A 15,155-nucleotide genomic window follows, 5' to 3' on the forward strand; every position below is an offset into this window, starting at 1 on the left:
TTTACTTCAAATTTTTAAAACTTATCGGCAGCTCCAAATTTAACCCCTTCACAAGCCTTATACACTCCTGCAGGTCGTCGATGCTTTTGCCGCTTACTCGCACCTCTTCGCCGCGGATCGTCGCCGTTACTTTTAGCTTTGCGTCCTTGATCGCTTTGGTGATTTTTTTTGCGTTTTCGCTATCTAGGGTGTCGTTTAGCTTTAGCGTAGCTTTGATATTTCCGCCGCTCGCACTCTCGCGTTTGCTTTCAGTCACGGCTACGGGTGGGATGTTTCGCTTGATGAGCTTTGAGATCACGATGTCTTTTAGCGCGTCGATTTTGTTGTCGCTAGAGCTAAGAAGCGTGATGATTTTTTCCTTTTCGTTTAGCTCCACCTCGGCCACAAGCCCCTTAAAATCATATCTCGCCGCGATCTCCTTTTTCGCCGTTTCTAGCGCGTTTTTGACCTCCATCATATCGACCGCCGCGCTTATATCAAAACTATGCTCAGTTGCCATTTTTATCCTTTCAAAAATTCTTTTATATTTTCCGAGATCATCGCTACGAGCCGCTCTCTAGCCTCAAAGCTCGCCCACGCCACGTGCGGAGTGAGTATCAAATTTTCCTTATTTTTGATATTTAGCAGCGGATGATCCGCGCGCATGGGCTCGGTCTCCAGCACGTCCGAGGCAAATCGCAAATTTCGCCCATCTATCGCGCGGGCTACGGCGTTTTCGTCCACGATGCCGCCGCGTCCGAAGTTCATCAAAATCGCGCCCTCTTTCATCAAATTTAACTCCCGCTCGCCGATCAAATTTCGCGTTTTTTCGTTTAGCGGAGCGTGGATGCTCACGATGTCGCAGCCGCTTAAAAGCTCGCCCAAATTTTGCCTTTTAAACTCCGCGTTTGCGTTTGCGCCGCTAGTTGAGTAGTAGCTTACCCTCGCGCCAAATGCCGCCGCGACGCGCGCCACGCCTCTGCCGATCTCGCCAAGGCCGATGATGCCAAAACTCTTGCCCGCTATCTCGCCGATACTGCGGTCTAAATTCGTAAAAATTTCGCTCTTCGCCCACTCGCCGCTTTGCGCGTAGTTATCGTAAAATTTGATGCGATTCGTCAGCACAAAAAGGCAAGCAAACGTATGCTGCACGACGCTAGCCGTCGAGTAACCCGCGACGTTTTTTACCGCGATGCCTTTTGCTGCGGCGTAGGCGAGATCGACGTTGTTCATACCCGTCGCACTAATGCAGATTAGCTTTAAATTTGACGCATCCATCGTCTCTTTGTCGATGATGACTTTGTTCGTGATGACGACGTCCGCGCCCTTTAGCCGCTCTATGCACTCGGCCGCGGCGGTCGTCTCAAAGCTAACAAACTCACCAAACTGCTCAAAAACGTCCAAATTTACGTCGCTTCCAAGCGTCGCGGCATCGAGGCAGACTATTTTCATTTTGCGTCCTTATTTGATAAAGTGCCCTACGAATTTGGAGTAGTTATCTAAAATTTCGCCGCCTCTGCGGTATCCCAGCGCGCACGCCTCGTAGGCGAAAAATACGCCAGCTTGGTAGCTATTATTGGCGGCGTCTTTGTTAAATTCATAAAATTCCTGATAGATCGCGCGGTTTTGACCGTAGTCGCCGCCGTTTTGCGAGCTAATGCTACCGTCGGCCTCGATCACGCTCACGTTTGCGCCCTCTCGCCCAAAAACCGGCTTTTTCACGCACTTTTTACCAGCTAACGGCTTATCGCTAGCTTGGAGCAAAAGCGGGTGATTCGGATATAAATCCCATAAAATTTTTAGTATCCCTTTGCTTTGGAAAAGTAGCGTGTATGCGGGATTTAGGATGATTGCTTTTTGATTTCGGACGATGTTTTTTAGGATGATGGCTAGCTCGCCTTCCTGCACGGCGATATCCTCCCACGGCACGAGCTTAAACCAGTACTCGTAGTTTTCGCCGTCAAAAAACACGCCCTCCTCGTCGTTAAATACGACCTCGTGAACGTAAGCAAACGCCGTGTGAAAGCCCGCCTCCTCGGCGATATACTGCAGTAGCTTCACCGTCTGCTCGTCCTCGCTACTGCCCGCAACCGAGCTAAATAAAATTTTCCAGCCCTCATAGTGCTCGTTAAAGCTCTCGGTCTCCTCATCTAGCGTCACGAGGCGCCTAAAATTTTGCTTCAAAGCGTCATAAAGGTCGTTAAACTGCGCGCTCTCGTCCATGCGGTTAAACTTAAGCGCCGCCCACTGGATGATCGCCGTCTCAAACACGGCCGTCGGAGTGTCGGCATTAAATTCGATGAGTTTTATCGGTTTGCCGTCTAGACCGCCGGCTAGGTCAAATCTACCGTAGAGATGCCAGTGCACGTCGTTTTCCCAGCTTTCGCGCACGAGGTCTACGAGGTTAAACGGGATGCCGACCTCGTGGTAGAGGTTGTTGTCGATGACGTGCTGGGCGGCTGCGACGAACATGTCGTATAGCTCGTTTGCGGCGTTGTAGTAGGCCTCGGCCTGCGCCTCGCTAACCTCGACTAGCTCGTCTGCTACGTAGTCGCTGCCGTCTGGATCGGTGTGCCACGTAAAGCCGATCTCGCTTAAAAATTCGCTATTTAGCGGTTCGATTTTTTTTAAATTTATCATTTTATCCTCCGAAACTTGAGCTTGAACTTGAACTTGATCCGCCAAAAAATCCGCTTTTTCCACCGCTTGGTTTACTTGCCGAGCTCGTGGCTTTGGCTTTATTAAAGCTATCTACGCTCCTTGAATAGGCGCTTGGGTTTTTATACGCGCTTTGGCGCTGCGACTGATAGCCGGGGTTGTTAAAGAGCTTATTGCCGATCCAGCTACCTATGATCGCGCCCGCAGCCGAGGCTAGAAGCGTCTCGCCAAGGCTCATACCGCCGCTTGAAAGTTGCGCGTTTTGAGCGTTCGGATTCGTCAAATTTGACGTTCCGGCATCGATTTTAGCGTTTTCTTCGGCGATTAGCTTATCCATCTCCTCTTTGCTCAGCACGCGCTCGGTGCCGTTGATATCCTTTAGCACGACGCGCGTTTCGCTGCTTGGATACTCCTCTAGAACTTTATATTTGCCCGGTGCGGTTTCTTCGATGATGACGAAAGCTCCCGTTTTTTGCGCCGCTTCTTTTAGCGCGCTGCCGTCATTACCGTTTGCTCCCCCGTTATCGCTGCCGCATCCTGCCAGCCCAGCCGCCACCATCGCGCCAAAGCCGCCCACAGCGGCGTAGCTGGCTACTTTTTTGATATGTTTAAAAACTCTCATTTTTTATCTAGCTCCTTTGAAATTTTCTTGCTTTTTACCATTATCACGCCTTTTTTAAATTTGATAAATTTTGATTTTCCGATGTTTTTTATGATTTTATTTTGCGTTTTTTTAAGGCTCTTGCCGCTTAAATTTTGCGATTTTAAAAACTCGGCTAGGCTCGTCCATTTGCCCTCGCTTTTAGGCTCGCTCTCGACGAATTCGACATCGATCGGAGCCGCGTATTCGCCGTTTTGACGAGCCAGAAGCGGACGCTCGAGTAGATTTAAAAAATTTCTAATTTTCTCGTCGCGCTCGCGGTAAATTTGAGCGATTTCGGTTTTATTATTTAGCAAAATTTGCTCTTTTTCGCGAAAAAGCCTCTCTTTGTCGGCTTGCAAATTTTGATTTTGTTCTTTTAGTTCGCTAATTTGCGACAGTAGAAATTCGTTCACTTCGAATTCTCCCGTCTTTGTTTTTTTGGATTTCGCGCTTTTAGCTGATTTTTCGGTAGATGTTTTTGGCGGCTGATTTGGCGCTAAATTTGCCGCAGTATCAGGCTCGTATCCGTCCAAAACCACATATTTTACGCCGTCTTTTTCAAAGGTTTTTAGCGTTCCGCGACGAATGCGGTTGTAAACGGCTTCTTTGGTTACGCCTAAGATTTCCGCAGCCTCGCTCACGGGCACTTTGGACATATTTTTCCTTTGATCGTTGAATTTGGCGTAGATTATGGCAAATTTTGGCTTTGATGCGAGTTAAACGGGAGTTTAAAAAGAAAAGGCCGCCGAAGCGACCCTTTTGGTTAGAGCTTTGACTCGTAGCGTCTAAGCATATATAGACGTTTAAGCATTTTCTTGCGAGCCGCGATTTTTTGTTTTTTGCGGATCTCGGTCATAGGCTCGAAAAAGCGTCTTGCGCGAACTTCGGTCACGACAAGGTTCCTGTCGGTTTGCTTTTTGAACTTTCTGTAAGCTTCGTCAAAAGACTCGTTAGGATGTACCTTAATACCAGGCAACGTCCTCACCACCTTTCAATTAAAATAGACGGCGATTATAGTTTAAATTTTATAAATTTAAGCTTTGCTAGCCGCCAGGGTTTTAAATTTAGCCTTTTAGTATATGCTCCGCCGCTATCATCGCCGAGCTGATACAATCAGGCGTCGAGCAGCTGGTAAGCCTCGTAAATCCGTGCACTCCGCCCGTCGCCTCGCCTACGGCGTATAAATTTTTAATAGGCTTGCTATCATTTATATTAAGAACTTCAAAGTTCAAATTTACCCTCACGCCGCCCGGAGTATAGCTGATGCCAGGAGCCCCGAGTATCGCGTAAAACGGAGCCTTTTCTATCGGAGCGACTTTGGTTAAATCCTTTTTAAAATCGGCATCGGTTTTGGCGGCGACGCTTTCGTTATACCGCTTTATTTCCTCTTTTAAAATTTGCGCATTTAGCTTAAATTCCGCAGCTAGCTCGTCTAGGCTCTCAAATTTTTTCATCTTGCCGGTTTCTATAAATTTTTGCAGCCTTTTTGGGTCATGACTGGAGGTAAATCCCGTCTCGTCAAAGATTATAGTCGGAAACAGATCGCTTTCGTTTTTTTGCATATTTTCTAAAATATTATCGGACAAAGTCTGCCTGTCGCCGTCTTCGTTCATAAATCTCTTTGAGTTTTTGCCGTCGACTGCAATAGCAAATATCAAATCCTCCGTCGGAATACCAAACGAATAGCGTCCCAGGCTAAGCTGTACAGGCATCGCGCCCGCCCTTACCATGGTTTTTAACGCACCGGCCGTTGCGCCTGGATTTGACGGAGTGGAGGCTAGAGCGAGCCTTGGATTTTGCGCTGCTTTAAAGGTTTTGTCCGCCGAAAATCCGCCGCTTGCAAAAATTACGGCCTTTTTTGCTTTATAAAATTTAACGTCTCCCGAAACGTTTTGCGCATCGTCGTCGGCTAGGTTTTTATCAAATTTATATTCCTCTCTCACCTTTAGTCCTATCGCCGCGCCGTTTTTATCCAGCACGATTTCATCGACTTTTACGCGCTTTAGCGTCTTGCCGCCCTTGCTCTCAAAGTGCGAATTTAGAGCCTGCACGCACGCTCCGCCACCACCCACGGTCTCTAGGCTTCTTGCCACGCTATGTCCGCCTAGATGCTTTAGTTTTTCGGCGTATTGTACGCCTCTTGCTTTGACGAATTCATAAGCTCTTTTTGAATTCTCAGCGATCCTGTAGGACTGCTCTATGTAGTTAAAGCCCTTGCCCGCCTTATTTAGATCTTTTACGAAAAGCTCGATAGAGTCTTTGATACCGGCTTTTTCTTGCTGCTCGGTGCCTACGCAGGCAAAATCAAGCTGAGAAACGACGGAGTTTCCGCCCATTCGCGACATCTTTTCTAGTAGCGCTACGCCAAGCCCACCCTCGGCCGCTACGATGCCCGCGACGTTTGCGCTAAGGCCGCTACCTACCACCAAGACGTCGTATTCCGCGTCCCATTTTATCTCGTCATCTTGTGCCGCTTGCAAATTTAGCGCACCAACAGCGGCTGCCGTGAGGCCGGTTTTGATGAAATTTCTTCTAGAAATTTTTTTCATAACATCTCCTTTAAAGAATTTATGAAATTATACACCGTAAAAGGGGCGTAATAGTAATTTTAATACGCGATTAAGGCATTAATCTTATAATCTCGCTATTTTGCAATTAGGAAAAATAATGACCAAAGAAGAGTATAAAAAATATTTCAAATTTGCCAGCAAACGCTATATAGCCTACATCTTGATAACCTGTACCGCGCTTGTTTTGCCTTTTATAACTATCGGCGGAAATCAATTTTTCCTATTAAGCTTTGAGCGCAGCGAGCTGCATCTGTTTTTTGCCAAATTTAACGTCCAAGAGCTATTTTTGATGCCTTTCGTGCTCATCATCTTTTTTATTTTTATATTTTTTATGACGAATTTGGGCGGCCGCGTCTGGTGCGGCTGGAGCTGCCCACAGACGATATTTCGCGTGATTTACCGCGACCTTATACAAACTAAAATTTTAAAAATCCGCAAGAGCGTCTCAAATAAACAAACGCAGGCTGAGAGCGGCGTCAAAAACGCGCTAGCTGTCGCGATCTGGAGCGTTTTAGCCTTTGTCGCGGCGGCGAATTTTCTCTGGTTTTTCGTCCCGCCGCAGGATTTTTTAGTTCAAATTTTAGACCCGGCCGAACATAAAATTTTACTCGGAGCTTGGCTTGTTATCGCGGCGTTTTTGATATTTGACGTCGCGTTTTTGGGCGAAAACTTTTGCGTTTACGTCTGCCCGTACGCCAGAGTGCAGTCCGTGATGATAGATTCTGACAGCGTGCAGGTGATCTACGACGAGGCTCGCGGCGGTAAAATTTATGACGGGCAAACCAAACTGTGGAAAAAGCCGCCAGAACCGCAAAACGAGTGCACCGGCTGCGAGGCCTGCGTGAAAATTTGCCCGACGCATATCGACATCAGAAAAGGCATGCAGCTAGAGTGCATAAACTGCCTGGAGTGCGTCGATGCGTGCACTAAAACGATGTCGGGGCTAAATTTGCCTAGTCTAATTAGCTGGACTAGCTCAAATTCGCTAAAAACCAAGCAAAAGGTGCGGTATTTGCGCTTTAAAACTATCGGCTACTGCTCCGCCATCGCTATAACCGCCGTAGCACTCGCTCTAATGAGCGCCAAAAAAGAAAACATGCTGCTAAACATCAACCGCACGAGCGAGCTATATAAGATAAATAAAAGCGGCGAGATCGAAAATGCTTACGTGTTTTTGTTTGAAAATACCGACGTGGCAGCGCACGAGTTTTACTTTGACGTTAGCGCAAACGATGCCGATATCAAAATAAAACGCCCAAAAAGTAACATTGCCTTAAACGCAGGCGAAAAGAAGAAAATCGTAGTCGTATTAACGGCTCCTAAAAATGCCGCTAGACCCGGTAAAAACGCAAGTGCAAAGATAACTATACGCGCCTACGCCGCAGACGAAAAAGAGAAAATTAACATCGCAAGAGAGACTATTTTTGCATACCCGAGGGACTAAAAATCATATTTTTATTGTATAATCCTTAAATTATAATTTTAATTTTTTAAAGGTATGCAATGAACGGGAAAATCACGCAAAGAAGCGCCGAAAGAAAAGAAAAATTTATCCAAGCCGGTATGGAAATTTTCCTCGAAAAAGGCTATGAAAACACGAGTCTAACGGATATAATCAAAAAAAGCGGCGGGTCGCTGGCTAGCGTTTATAAATTTTTTGAAAACAAGGAAGGTCTTTTTCGCGCTATCGTAGAACGCGGATTTGACGACTTTAGAACGCAGATAGATGAGAAAATTGATCTCAGTTTATCGCATAAATTGGAGGATTTTTTAATCAAATTCGCCTCTATATTTTTCGACATAATCTGCGACAAAGAAACGACGCTAATTTCAAGAGTTATGATGAGCGAGGGCGCGAAAAACGACGGTATGCTCGGCAAGGCGTTTTTGGAGCAAATTTTAAGTAAATTCGATAAAGTTTTGATAGATTTTTTCGAGCGCGAAGACATAAAAAAACAGCTAAATCCCGACATCTCGCCTTACGTAGCGGCTAAGGCGTTTGCCGCGGTCGTCAGGGAGCCTTATCATTATAATGCGATTTTGCTAAACGAGGATATAACGCTAAACGAAAAAGAACGCAAAGAGCACGTAAAAACGAGCATAAATATATTTTTACACGGTATCAAAAAGCACTAAATTTAACGACTTAAATTTGACTTGTTAAGAAAATAAGAGTAAAATCATCTACTTGTTTTGTAACATTCATTATAAAACGCTAAATTTAAAATAATCTCCAAAACATAAGGCAAATTTATGAGAAATTTTAAAAATATCTCGGTTTTATTATTAGCATCGCTACTTTTTACGGCATGCTTTGACGGTAACGATAAAAAAGGCGCGGCCGCAGCCGCGCAACAACGACAAATGCCGCCATCAAAAGTCGACGTATTCGTAGCTAAAAAATCAGACGTGCCGATCAGCTTTGACTACGCCGCGACTCTAACGAGCCAGCAAGACGTCATCGTCTATCCTAAAGTAAGCGGAACGATAATCAAGCAGTTTTTTAAACCGGGAGACAACGTAAAAGCCGGCGACAAGCTATTTTTGATAGATCCGGAAAAATACCAAGCAAGCTACGACGCGCTTGAAGCCGCTATCGGCGTAGCAAACGCAAATTTAAAAAACGCGCAGACCGAATTTAATAGAATCTCAAATTTATATAAGAAAAACGCCGTTTCGCAAAAAGAGTACGACGCGGCCGTTTCGGCGCTTGAAATCGCAAACGCAAATTTACTAAGCTCCAAAGCCAGCGCCAAAAGCGCGAAAATAGATCTAGGTTACACGAGCATAACCGCGCCTTTTGACGGCGTTTTGGGCGATAATCTAGTAGACGTGGGCTCGCTAGTCGTAGCAAACACGACTCAGCTCGTGCGCCTAACCAAAATCAATCCGATCGAGGCGCACTTTCACATCTCCGACGTAGATAATCTAAACCGCGTCAAAATGCAAGAAAGCGGTCTATGGGCACAAACGAACTCCGATGCCGTACTAAAAGTCGGTCCGGGAGAGTTTAACGGCAAGGTAAATTTCATCGATAACGTCGTAAATACGAATATGGGCACAGTTTTAGCCAAGGCCGAATTTAACAACGACGAGGGCAAGCTGCTACCTGGGATGTTCGGCCACGTGACGATGGGTGGATTTTACCAAAAAGACGGCTTTAAAATCCCCCAAGTAGCACTCCAACAAACCGACGTCAAGACCTATGTACTCGTGGTCGCCGACGGCAAAGTAGCCTCCAAAGACGTAAAAATCACCTACCAAACCAAAGACGCCGCAGTCGTTAGCGAGGGGTTAAACGAAAATGATAAAATCATCTTAAACAACTTCCTAAAAATCGGCGTAGGCGCGCCCGTTGAGATAGATAAAGACCTAACCGAAAACTTTGGTAAAGGCGCAAATTTAGAGCCTAAAAACGAGCAAGAAAAGGCTAAGTGATGTTTTCTAAATTTTTCATTGACCGCCCGATATTTGCCACCGTCGTATCTATCATCATAGTTATCGCGGGCGCGATGGCGATAAAAGGGCTTCCCATCGAGGAGTATCCCAAGCTAACCCCGCCTCAAATTTCCGTTAGCGCCGTCTACACAGGCGCCGACGCTCAGACCATCTCCGACTCCGTAGCCAGCGCGATCGAGGACCAGATAAACGGCGTAGAAAACATGCTCTATATGCAAAGCACCTCAAGCTCGAGCGGCTCGCTAAATATCAATGTTTATTTTAAAATCGGCACCTCGGCCAAACAAGCCACGATCGACGTAAACAACCGCGTCCAAGCCGCACTCTCAAGGCTGCCTCAAGAGGTGCAAAATATGGGCGTGACGGTACGCGAGCGCAGCGGCTCGATCCTAGAAGCAGTCGGCTTTACGAGCTCAAACATGGACCTAGTAGAGCTATATAACTACGTAAATTTAAACATCGCAGACGAAATTAAAAGGGTTAATGGCGTAGGCGACACGGCGCTAATCGGCAGCAAAGAGTACTCGATGAGAATTTGGCTAAAACCGGACAAACTAGCCTACTACAAGCTAACCCCTAGCGACGTAATCGCCCAAGTAAAAATCCAAAATAGTCAATACGCCGCGGGTAAAATAGGCGAACAGCCATCGGATGGGGATAATCCTTACGTTTACTCCGTTCGCTCTGACGGCCGTCTCAAAAATGCCGCGCAGTTTGGCGATATAATCATCAAAAGCGCCGACGGAGCCGTGCTAAAACTAAAAGACGTAGCGACCGTGGAGCTAGGAGCGGCTAGCTACGCATCAGACGCGATGCTAAACGGCCAAGACGCCATCCCGCTTCTAATCTTTATGCAAAACGACGCTAACGCCCTAGCCACGGCACAAGCGGTAAACGCAAAGCTAGACGAGCTAAGTAAAAATTTCCCCGCAGGCTTTAAACACACGGTCGCATATAACCCGACCGAATTTATCGAAGTCTCTATCCACGAGGTCGTAAAAACCTTTATCGAGGCGATGATCTTAGTTATCATCGTTATGTATATGTTTTTAAAAAGCTTCCGCGCGACTATCATCCCGATGCTAGCCGTTCCCGTGTCCATCATCGGCACCTTTGGCGGACTGTACGCGATGGGATTTAGCATAAATTTAATCACTCTTTTCGCGCTCATACTTGCTATCGGTATCGTCGTGGACGACGCCATCATCGTTATCGAAAACGTGGAGAGAATTTTACACGAGGAAAAAGACATCACCGTCAAAGAAGCGACCTATAAAGCGATGGAGGAGGTACAAACCCCAGTCATCTCGATCGTGCTTGTTTTATCAGCCGTTTTCGTTCCGGTTTCTTTTATGGAGGGTTTTGTCGGCGTGATCCAGCGTCAGTTTGCGCTCACTCTGGTTACTTCGGTTTGTATTTCTGGCTTTGTCGCACTTACGCTTACTCCGGCGCTTTGCGGCGTTATGCTAAAAAAACAAGAGAGCAAGCCGTTTTGGTTCGTGCAGAAATTTAACGACTTTTTCGACTGGAGTACGAAAATTTTCACTGCAGGCGTTGCAAAAGTGCTTCGTCACGTGATAATCAGCCTTATTTTGATAGGCGTCATGGGTTTTGCGACTTTCGAGCTGTTTAAAAAAGTTCCTAGCGGCCTCGTACCGTCCGAAGATAAGGGCGTGCTAATGGTCATCACTTCGCTACCGCCGTCAAGCAATATGCTAAAAACCAAAGAAGAGGTAAAAACTATCAGCAACATGGTTCTAAGCAATCCAAACGTCGAATTTACAATGGGTTTTGCGGGATACGATATGCTTGCGGGCGCGCTTAGAGAAAACTCTGCCATAAGCTTTATCAAGCTAAAAGACTGGAGCGAGAGAAAAACGCCGGGTAGTCAAGCAGACGCGCTAACCGGGCCTTTTAACGGTATGCTTTGGGGCTCGAAGGAGTCGATGAGCTTTGTCGTAAACGTCCCGCCTATCATGGGGCTATCGATGACGGGCGGCTTTGAGATGTATCTACAAAATAAAAACGGTAAAAGCTACTCCCAGATCGAAGAGGATGTGAAAAAAGTAGTCGCCGCCGCAAACGCTCGCCCGGATCTAACCAGCGTGCGCTCGACGCTAGAGACTAATTACCGCCAGTTTAAAATCGACGTCGATAGGCAAAAGGCCCAGATGTTTGGCGTGAGCGAGAGCGAAATTTTTAGCGCGATAGGCTCGACTTTCGGCTCTTACTATATCAACGACTTTAGCCTTTTTGGCAAATCCTACCGCGTCTACGCTAGAGGCGAGGACCGCTTTAGAAACAACCCAGAAGACTTGCGTAAAATTTACGTCCGCTCAAAAGGCGGCGAGATGATACCACTAAACTCTGTCGCCACTCTAACTAGAATTTTAGGCCCGGATATCGTGGATAGATTTAACCTTTTCCCGGCGGCTAAGATCCAAGGCGACCCGAAACCTGGCTACACATCGGGAGACGCGATAAAAGCGATACAAGAGGTGGTCGAGCAGACGCTAAGCACGGAGGAGTACTCCATCAGCTGGGCGGGTACGGCGTATCAGGAGGTTAGCTCGCAAGGTACGGGCTCTACGGCGTTTATATTCGGTATGATTTTCGTATTTTTGATCCTAGCGGCGCAGTATGAGCGCTGGCTCATCCCGCTAGCCGTTATCACGGCCGTTCCGTTTGCGGTTTTTGGCTCGCTAGTCGCCGTTTGGGCTAGAGGGCTAACAAACGACATTTATTTCCAGATCGGACTACTGCTTCTCATCGGTCTATCGGCTAAAAACGCGATCCTTATCGTAGAATTTGCGATGCAAGAAAGACTAGCGGGCAAGAGCGTATTTGACGCGGCCGTTAATGCTGCAAGGCTTCGCTTCCGCCCGATCGTCATGACCTCGCTCGCGTTTACCCTGGGCGTTTTTCCGATGGTTATCAGCACGGGTGCCGGCGCTGCGTCTCGCCACTCTCTAGGCACGGGCGTGGTCGGCGGTATGATAGCTGCCACTACGATAGCGATATTTTTCATACCGATGTTTTACTATCTGCTAGAAAAGCTAAACAACAAAGTCTGGGACAAAAAACCAAGCCGAGCACAGGAGATCAAAAATGTATAAAATTTTAACTTTAGCCGCGGCGCTATTTTTAGCAGGCTGCTCGTTTCGACCCGAGATACCCGAGGTCGATACGAAATTTGAATCTACGTATAAATTTGAAACTAGCGACATCAAAGACGAGTGGTGGAAGGAGTTTGGCGACGAAAACCTAAACGCTCTCGTAGCTAGCGCGCTAGAGAAAAATACCGACCTTCGCACGGCTTATTTAAATTTACAAAAAGCCGCCGCAAGCCTAGGCATCTCGGAAGCAGATCTCTTTCCTAGCGTAAATTTAAACGTCGGCTACACTAAGGCAAAAAGCAGCGGCGAGACCTACACCAAGCAGCCTCAAACGCGCTACCGAAACTCTGAGGTAAATTTAGGCCTAAGCTACGAGATAGACCTGTGGGGCAGGGTTAGAAACAGCGTCGAGTCGGCTAAAGCCAGTCTAAACGCGACTAAGCTTGACTACGCTACCGCGCGCCTTAGCATAAGCTCTAGCGTGGCTAAAAGCTACTTCGCGCTCGTAGCTCTAAATATGCGCGAAGCCGTGCTGGAAGATACGCTAAAAACCTACGAGGAGACGCTAGCGCTTCGCAAAACGCAGCTTGATCTAGGCGGCATAAACGAGACGACCTATCTACAAAGCAAAGCCGCCGTGCAGAGCGCAAAAGTAAGCCTACTAGAGGTGCAAACCTCGCTATCTCAGGCTCTAACGTCCGTAGCGGTGCTAACAGGCAAATCAAATGACGAGATCCTAAACGGAGCCGTGCAGAGCGCTAAAATGCTGCCTAAAGAGCCCGAAGTGAGCGCAGGCGTGAGCGCGGACATACTGCTGCACAGGAGCGACGTAGCTAAAGCCTACGCCGATCTAAACGCCACCAACGCGCTAATCGGCGTCGCAAAGGCCGACTATCTACCGTCCATCTCGTTAACGGGGCTTTTTGGATTTTCTAGCGTGGATTTTGAAAATATATTTGTCGGCAACGCAAATACGTGGAGCATAGGCGGCTCTTTGGTGCAGAAAATTTTCGACTACGGCAGAACCAAAAACAACGTCCGCATCGCCGAAACTAACGAGCAAATCGCGGCCGTAGCTTACGAAGCTGCCATCAAAAAGGCTCTTGGCGAAGTTAGAGACGCGCTAAACAACCGCAAAAACGCCAAACTAACGCTAAATCAGGTCAAAGAGCTCCTGCTCTCGCAAGAAAAAATCTATCAGCTAGCCAAGGATCAGTTCGAGGAGGGCTACACCGGGCATCTGGAGCTACTCGACGCGCAGCGCAACCTGCTCTCGGTTAGACTGCAAGTTATAGCGGCGAATTTGAGCCTCATCGACTCGGTCGTGGATGTCTATAAGGCGTTTGGCGGCGGATTTAAAGCCGAATAATTTTACTTTTTGGCGGAGCTTTTCCGCCATTCTTTTGAGCGATTTCTTAAATTTTGCAAGCGCCGATTAGCAAACCCGGTCGCGGTTTTTAAAATAAGATTCAACTCAACTTAAGCGGATTTTTCTTATTAATTTTAAAAGATTTTGATATAAGTTTTCGCGCGTAGTCCTAGCGCCGCATCTAAACTCGGCCTTGCTACTTTCATAGCCGCGACTTGAAAAACTACAAACGCATCAAAGCTAAGCGTCTGGATTTTTTGCCGCGCATTCTTTTTTTAAAGAGAGCGGCGTCTTAATAGCGGCAAAAGCGCAACTAAGCGCAAGATCGATCATTTTTCTAAGATTTTAGTAAATTCCGCTATTTTTCTACGTCAGATAAAAATACCATAAAAATTTCTCTCAATTTCTTCTATGGAATTTGGAAGCGTATTTAAATTTTACGCCGCAGCGCGTCAGGCTTGATGCAAACGTCGAGCGGTTAAAATCGTCAAATTACGCTGCCGTTTAAATTTACGCCGACCTACAAAATAGATAGTGTGCCGAAGCTTGGCTCAAATTTGGCTGCAAAACTTGCTTCCAAAATTTGGCTAAATTTGCGAACCGTTTTGTTAAATTTGACTGCCGACAAGCGGGTTTTGTCTGGCTTGCTCGTTAAATTTGGATGCGGATAACGGCGGTAAATTTGACTGTTTATACTGATCGCTATTAATCAATTGCATCCCGCGGCATTATACGAGCTATTTGGCTTCTTAGCTCGTCGGCTTGATCTTGCGTTAAACTTTCCACCGAAGAAACTCTATAGAATAAATGTTTTCTTTTTTTCACTATAAAAACTTGGGTGGGGGTAAATGGAAAATAATAGGTACGGCAAAAAGCCAAATCCTCGCTTTTTTATAACCGTATCTCCGAAAATGTATCTGTTTATGACGATCCTATCTCTATAAATTTCAATGTAGTTAAAAAATATAAGCTTGTATAAAAGCCTACTCAAAAACAAAGAACCCAGGATGCCCAGCGCCTGCATCCAGCCATCGTAATATATCGCGGTAGGCAAGGCGGGCACGAGTAGGAAAAAGCTAAATCTGATAAAATCAAACATTACCATGAGCGGATTTCGTCTATTTAGTCTGTAAAGTAGCTCCGACTCTTTATTTTCTTTGCCTGGACTTTCGTTCATATCCTCCGCCTAAAGTCAAATTTGTAAATTTATCCAGCCTAGTTTTATACAAACGGCAAGCGGTTAAAATCGTCAAGTTACGCTGCCGTTTAAATTTATGCCTACCTTCAAATTTGACCTAAATTTGCATTCAAATTTGCTTGCTCGTTCGGTCAAATTTAACCTGCACTCCCGTTTAGTCGCC

The 15,155-nt window shown here is 46.5% G+C and carries 13 protein-coding genes; 5 read left to right on the forward strand and 8 right to left on the reverse strand.

What is annotated here, in order from left to right; translation table 11 throughout:
• Position 1 precedes the first annotated feature (1 nt).
• From Q0218_RS04630 to Q0218_RS04660, 7 genes are all read right to left on the reverse strand, one after another.
• On the reverse strand, positions 2–499 hold the full coding sequence (locus Q0218_RS04630) for a YajQ family cyclic di-GMP-binding protein (protein ID WP_297966771.1): 498 nt from the start codon (positions 497–499) through the stop codon (positions 2–4).
• Between the two features lie 2 nt (positions 500–501).
• A complete protein-coding gene (locus tag Q0218_RS04635) occupies positions 502–1,431 on the reverse strand; it encodes a D-2-hydroxyacid dehydrogenase (RefSeq protein WP_297966773.1) in 930 nt (309 codons plus the stop codon).
• Between the two features lie 9 nt (positions 1,432–1,440).
• A complete protein-coding gene (locus tag Q0218_RS04640) occupies positions 1,441–2,616 on the reverse strand; it encodes a glutathionylspermidine synthase family protein (RefSeq protein ID WP_297966887.1) in 1,176 nt (391 codons plus the stop codon).
• Between the two features lie 4 nt (positions 2,617–2,620).
• Positions 2,621–3,196: a UPF0323 family lipoprotein gene (locus Q0218_RS04645; RefSeq protein WP_297966889.1), complete on the reverse strand. Its 576-nt coding sequence runs from the start codon at positions 3,194–3,196 to the stop codon at positions 2,621–2,623.
• Between the two features lie 59 nt (positions 3,197–3,255).
• Positions 3,256–3,936: a DNA-binding protein gene (locus Q0218_RS04650; RefSeq protein ID WP_297966775.1), complete on the reverse strand. Its 681-nt coding sequence runs from the start codon at positions 3,934–3,936 to the stop codon at positions 3,256–3,258.
• A 107-nt stretch (positions 3,937–4,043) separates the two neighbouring features.
• A complete protein-coding gene (gene rpsU / locus Q0218_RS04655) occupies positions 4,044–4,256 on the reverse strand; it encodes a 30S ribosomal protein S21 (protein ID WP_002951513.1) in 213 nt (70 codons plus the stop codon).
• A gap of 88 nt (positions 4,257–4,344) precedes the next feature.
• Positions 4,345–5,829 (reverse strand): flavocytochrome c, encoded by a 1,485-nt coding sequence (locus Q0218_RS04660; protein WP_297966776.1) that lies wholly within the window; start codon positions 5,827–5,829, stop codon positions 4,345–4,347.
• Between the two features lie 118 nt (positions 5,830–5,947).
• On the opposite strand from Q0218_RS04660, the gene ccoG reads away from it, so the two are divergent.
• The 5 genes from ccoG (at position 5,948) to Q0218_RS04685 (ending at position 13,794) form a co-directional block, all read left to right on the forward strand.
• Positions 5,948–7,294 carry a cytochrome c oxidase accessory protein CcoG gene (gene ccoG, locus Q0218_RS04665; protein ID WP_297966779.1) on the forward strand — a complete coding sequence of 449 codons (1,347 nt, stop codon included), beginning with the start codon at positions 5,948–5,950 and terminating at the stop codon, positions 7,292–7,294.
• Positions 7,295–7,353: 59 nt separating this feature from the next.
• Positions 7,354–7,986, forward strand: coding sequence for a TetR/AcrR family transcriptional regulator (locus tag Q0218_RS04670; RefSeq protein ID WP_297966782.1), 633 nt, complete (start codon positions 7,354–7,356; stop codon positions 7,984–7,986).
• A gap of 117 nt (positions 7,987–8,103) precedes the next feature.
• Positions 8,104–9,288 (forward strand): efflux RND transporter periplasmic adaptor subunit, encoded by a 1,185-nt coding sequence (locus Q0218_RS04675; protein ID WP_297966786.1) that lies wholly within the window; start codon positions 8,104–8,106, stop codon positions 9,286–9,288.
• Entirely contained in the window at positions 9,288–12,425 is a 3,138-nt protein-coding gene (locus Q0218_RS04680; RefSeq protein ID WP_297966788.1) for a multidrug efflux RND transporter permease subunit, read from the forward strand. The genes Q0218_RS04675 and Q0218_RS04680 overlap by 1 nt, the downstream gene beginning before the upstream one ends.
• The gene (locus Q0218_RS04685) at positions 12,418–13,794 is read left to right on the forward strand and encodes an efflux transporter outer membrane subunit (protein WP_297966790.1); all 1,377 of its coding nucleotides are present in this window, start codon (positions 12,418–12,420) and stop codon (positions 13,792–13,794) included. The genes Q0218_RS04680 and Q0218_RS04685 overlap by 8 nt, the downstream gene beginning before the upstream one ends.
• A gap of 796 nt (positions 13,795–14,590) precedes the next feature.
• On the opposite strand, the gene Q0218_RS04690 is transcribed toward Q0218_RS04685, so the two are convergent.
• Positions 14,591–14,971: a hypothetical protein gene (locus Q0218_RS04690; RefSeq protein ID WP_297966793.1), complete on the reverse strand. Its 381-nt coding sequence runs from the start codon at positions 14,969–14,971 to the stop codon at positions 14,591–14,593.
• Positions 14,972–15,155: the final 184 nt, after the last annotated feature.

The organism is uncultured Campylobacter sp., assembly GCF_938039245.1.
Lineage (GTDB): Bacteria > Campylobacterota > Campylobacteria > Campylobacterales > Campylobacteraceae > Campylobacter_A.

Excerpts from the sequence above, each read along its gene's own strand:
- Q0218_RS04630 (WP_297966771.1), bottom strand. The coding sequence starts at position 499 with ATGGCAACTGAGCATAGTTTTGATATAAGCGCGGCGGTCGATATGATG.
- Q0218_RS04635 (WP_297966773.1), bottom strand. The coding sequence starts at position 1,431 with ATGAAAATAGTCTGCCTCGATGCCGCGACGCTTGGAAGCGACGTAAAT.
- Q0218_RS04645 (WP_297966889.1), bottom strand. The coding sequence starts at position 3,196 with ATGGTGGCGGCTGGGCTGGCAGGATGCGGCAGCGATAACGGGGGAGCA.
- Q0218_RS04650 (WP_297966775.1), bottom strand. The coding sequence starts at position 3,936 with ATGTCCAAAGTGCCCGTGAGCGAGGCTGCGGAAATCTTAGGCGTAACC.
- Q0218_RS04660 (WP_297966776.1), bottom strand. The coding sequence starts at position 5,829 with ATGAAAAAAATTTCTAGAAGAAATTTCATCAAAACCGGCCTCACGGCA.
- ccoG (WP_297966779.1), top strand. The coding sequence starts at position 5,948 with ATGACCAAAGAAGAGTATAAAAAATATTTCAAATTTGCCAGCAAACGC.
- Q0218_RS04670 (WP_297966782.1), top strand. The coding sequence starts at position 7,354 with ATGAACGGGAAAATCACGCAAAGAAGCGCCGAAAGAAAAGAAAAATTT.
- Q0218_RS04675 (WP_297966786.1), top strand. The coding sequence starts at position 8,104 with ATGAGAAATTTTAAAAATATCTCGGTTTTATTATTAGCATCGCTACTT.
- Q0218_RS04680 (WP_297966788.1), top strand. The coding sequence starts at position 9,288 with ATGTTTTCTAAATTTTTCATTGACCGCCCGATATTTGCCACCGTCGTA.
- Q0218_RS04685 (WP_297966790.1), top strand. The coding sequence starts at position 12,418 with ATGTATAAAATTTTAACTTTAGCCGCGGCGCTATTTTTAGCAGGCTGC.
- Q0218_RS04690 (WP_297966793.1), bottom strand. The coding sequence starts at position 14,971 with ATGAACGAAAGTCCAGGCAAAGAAAATAAAGAGTCGGAGCTACTTTAC.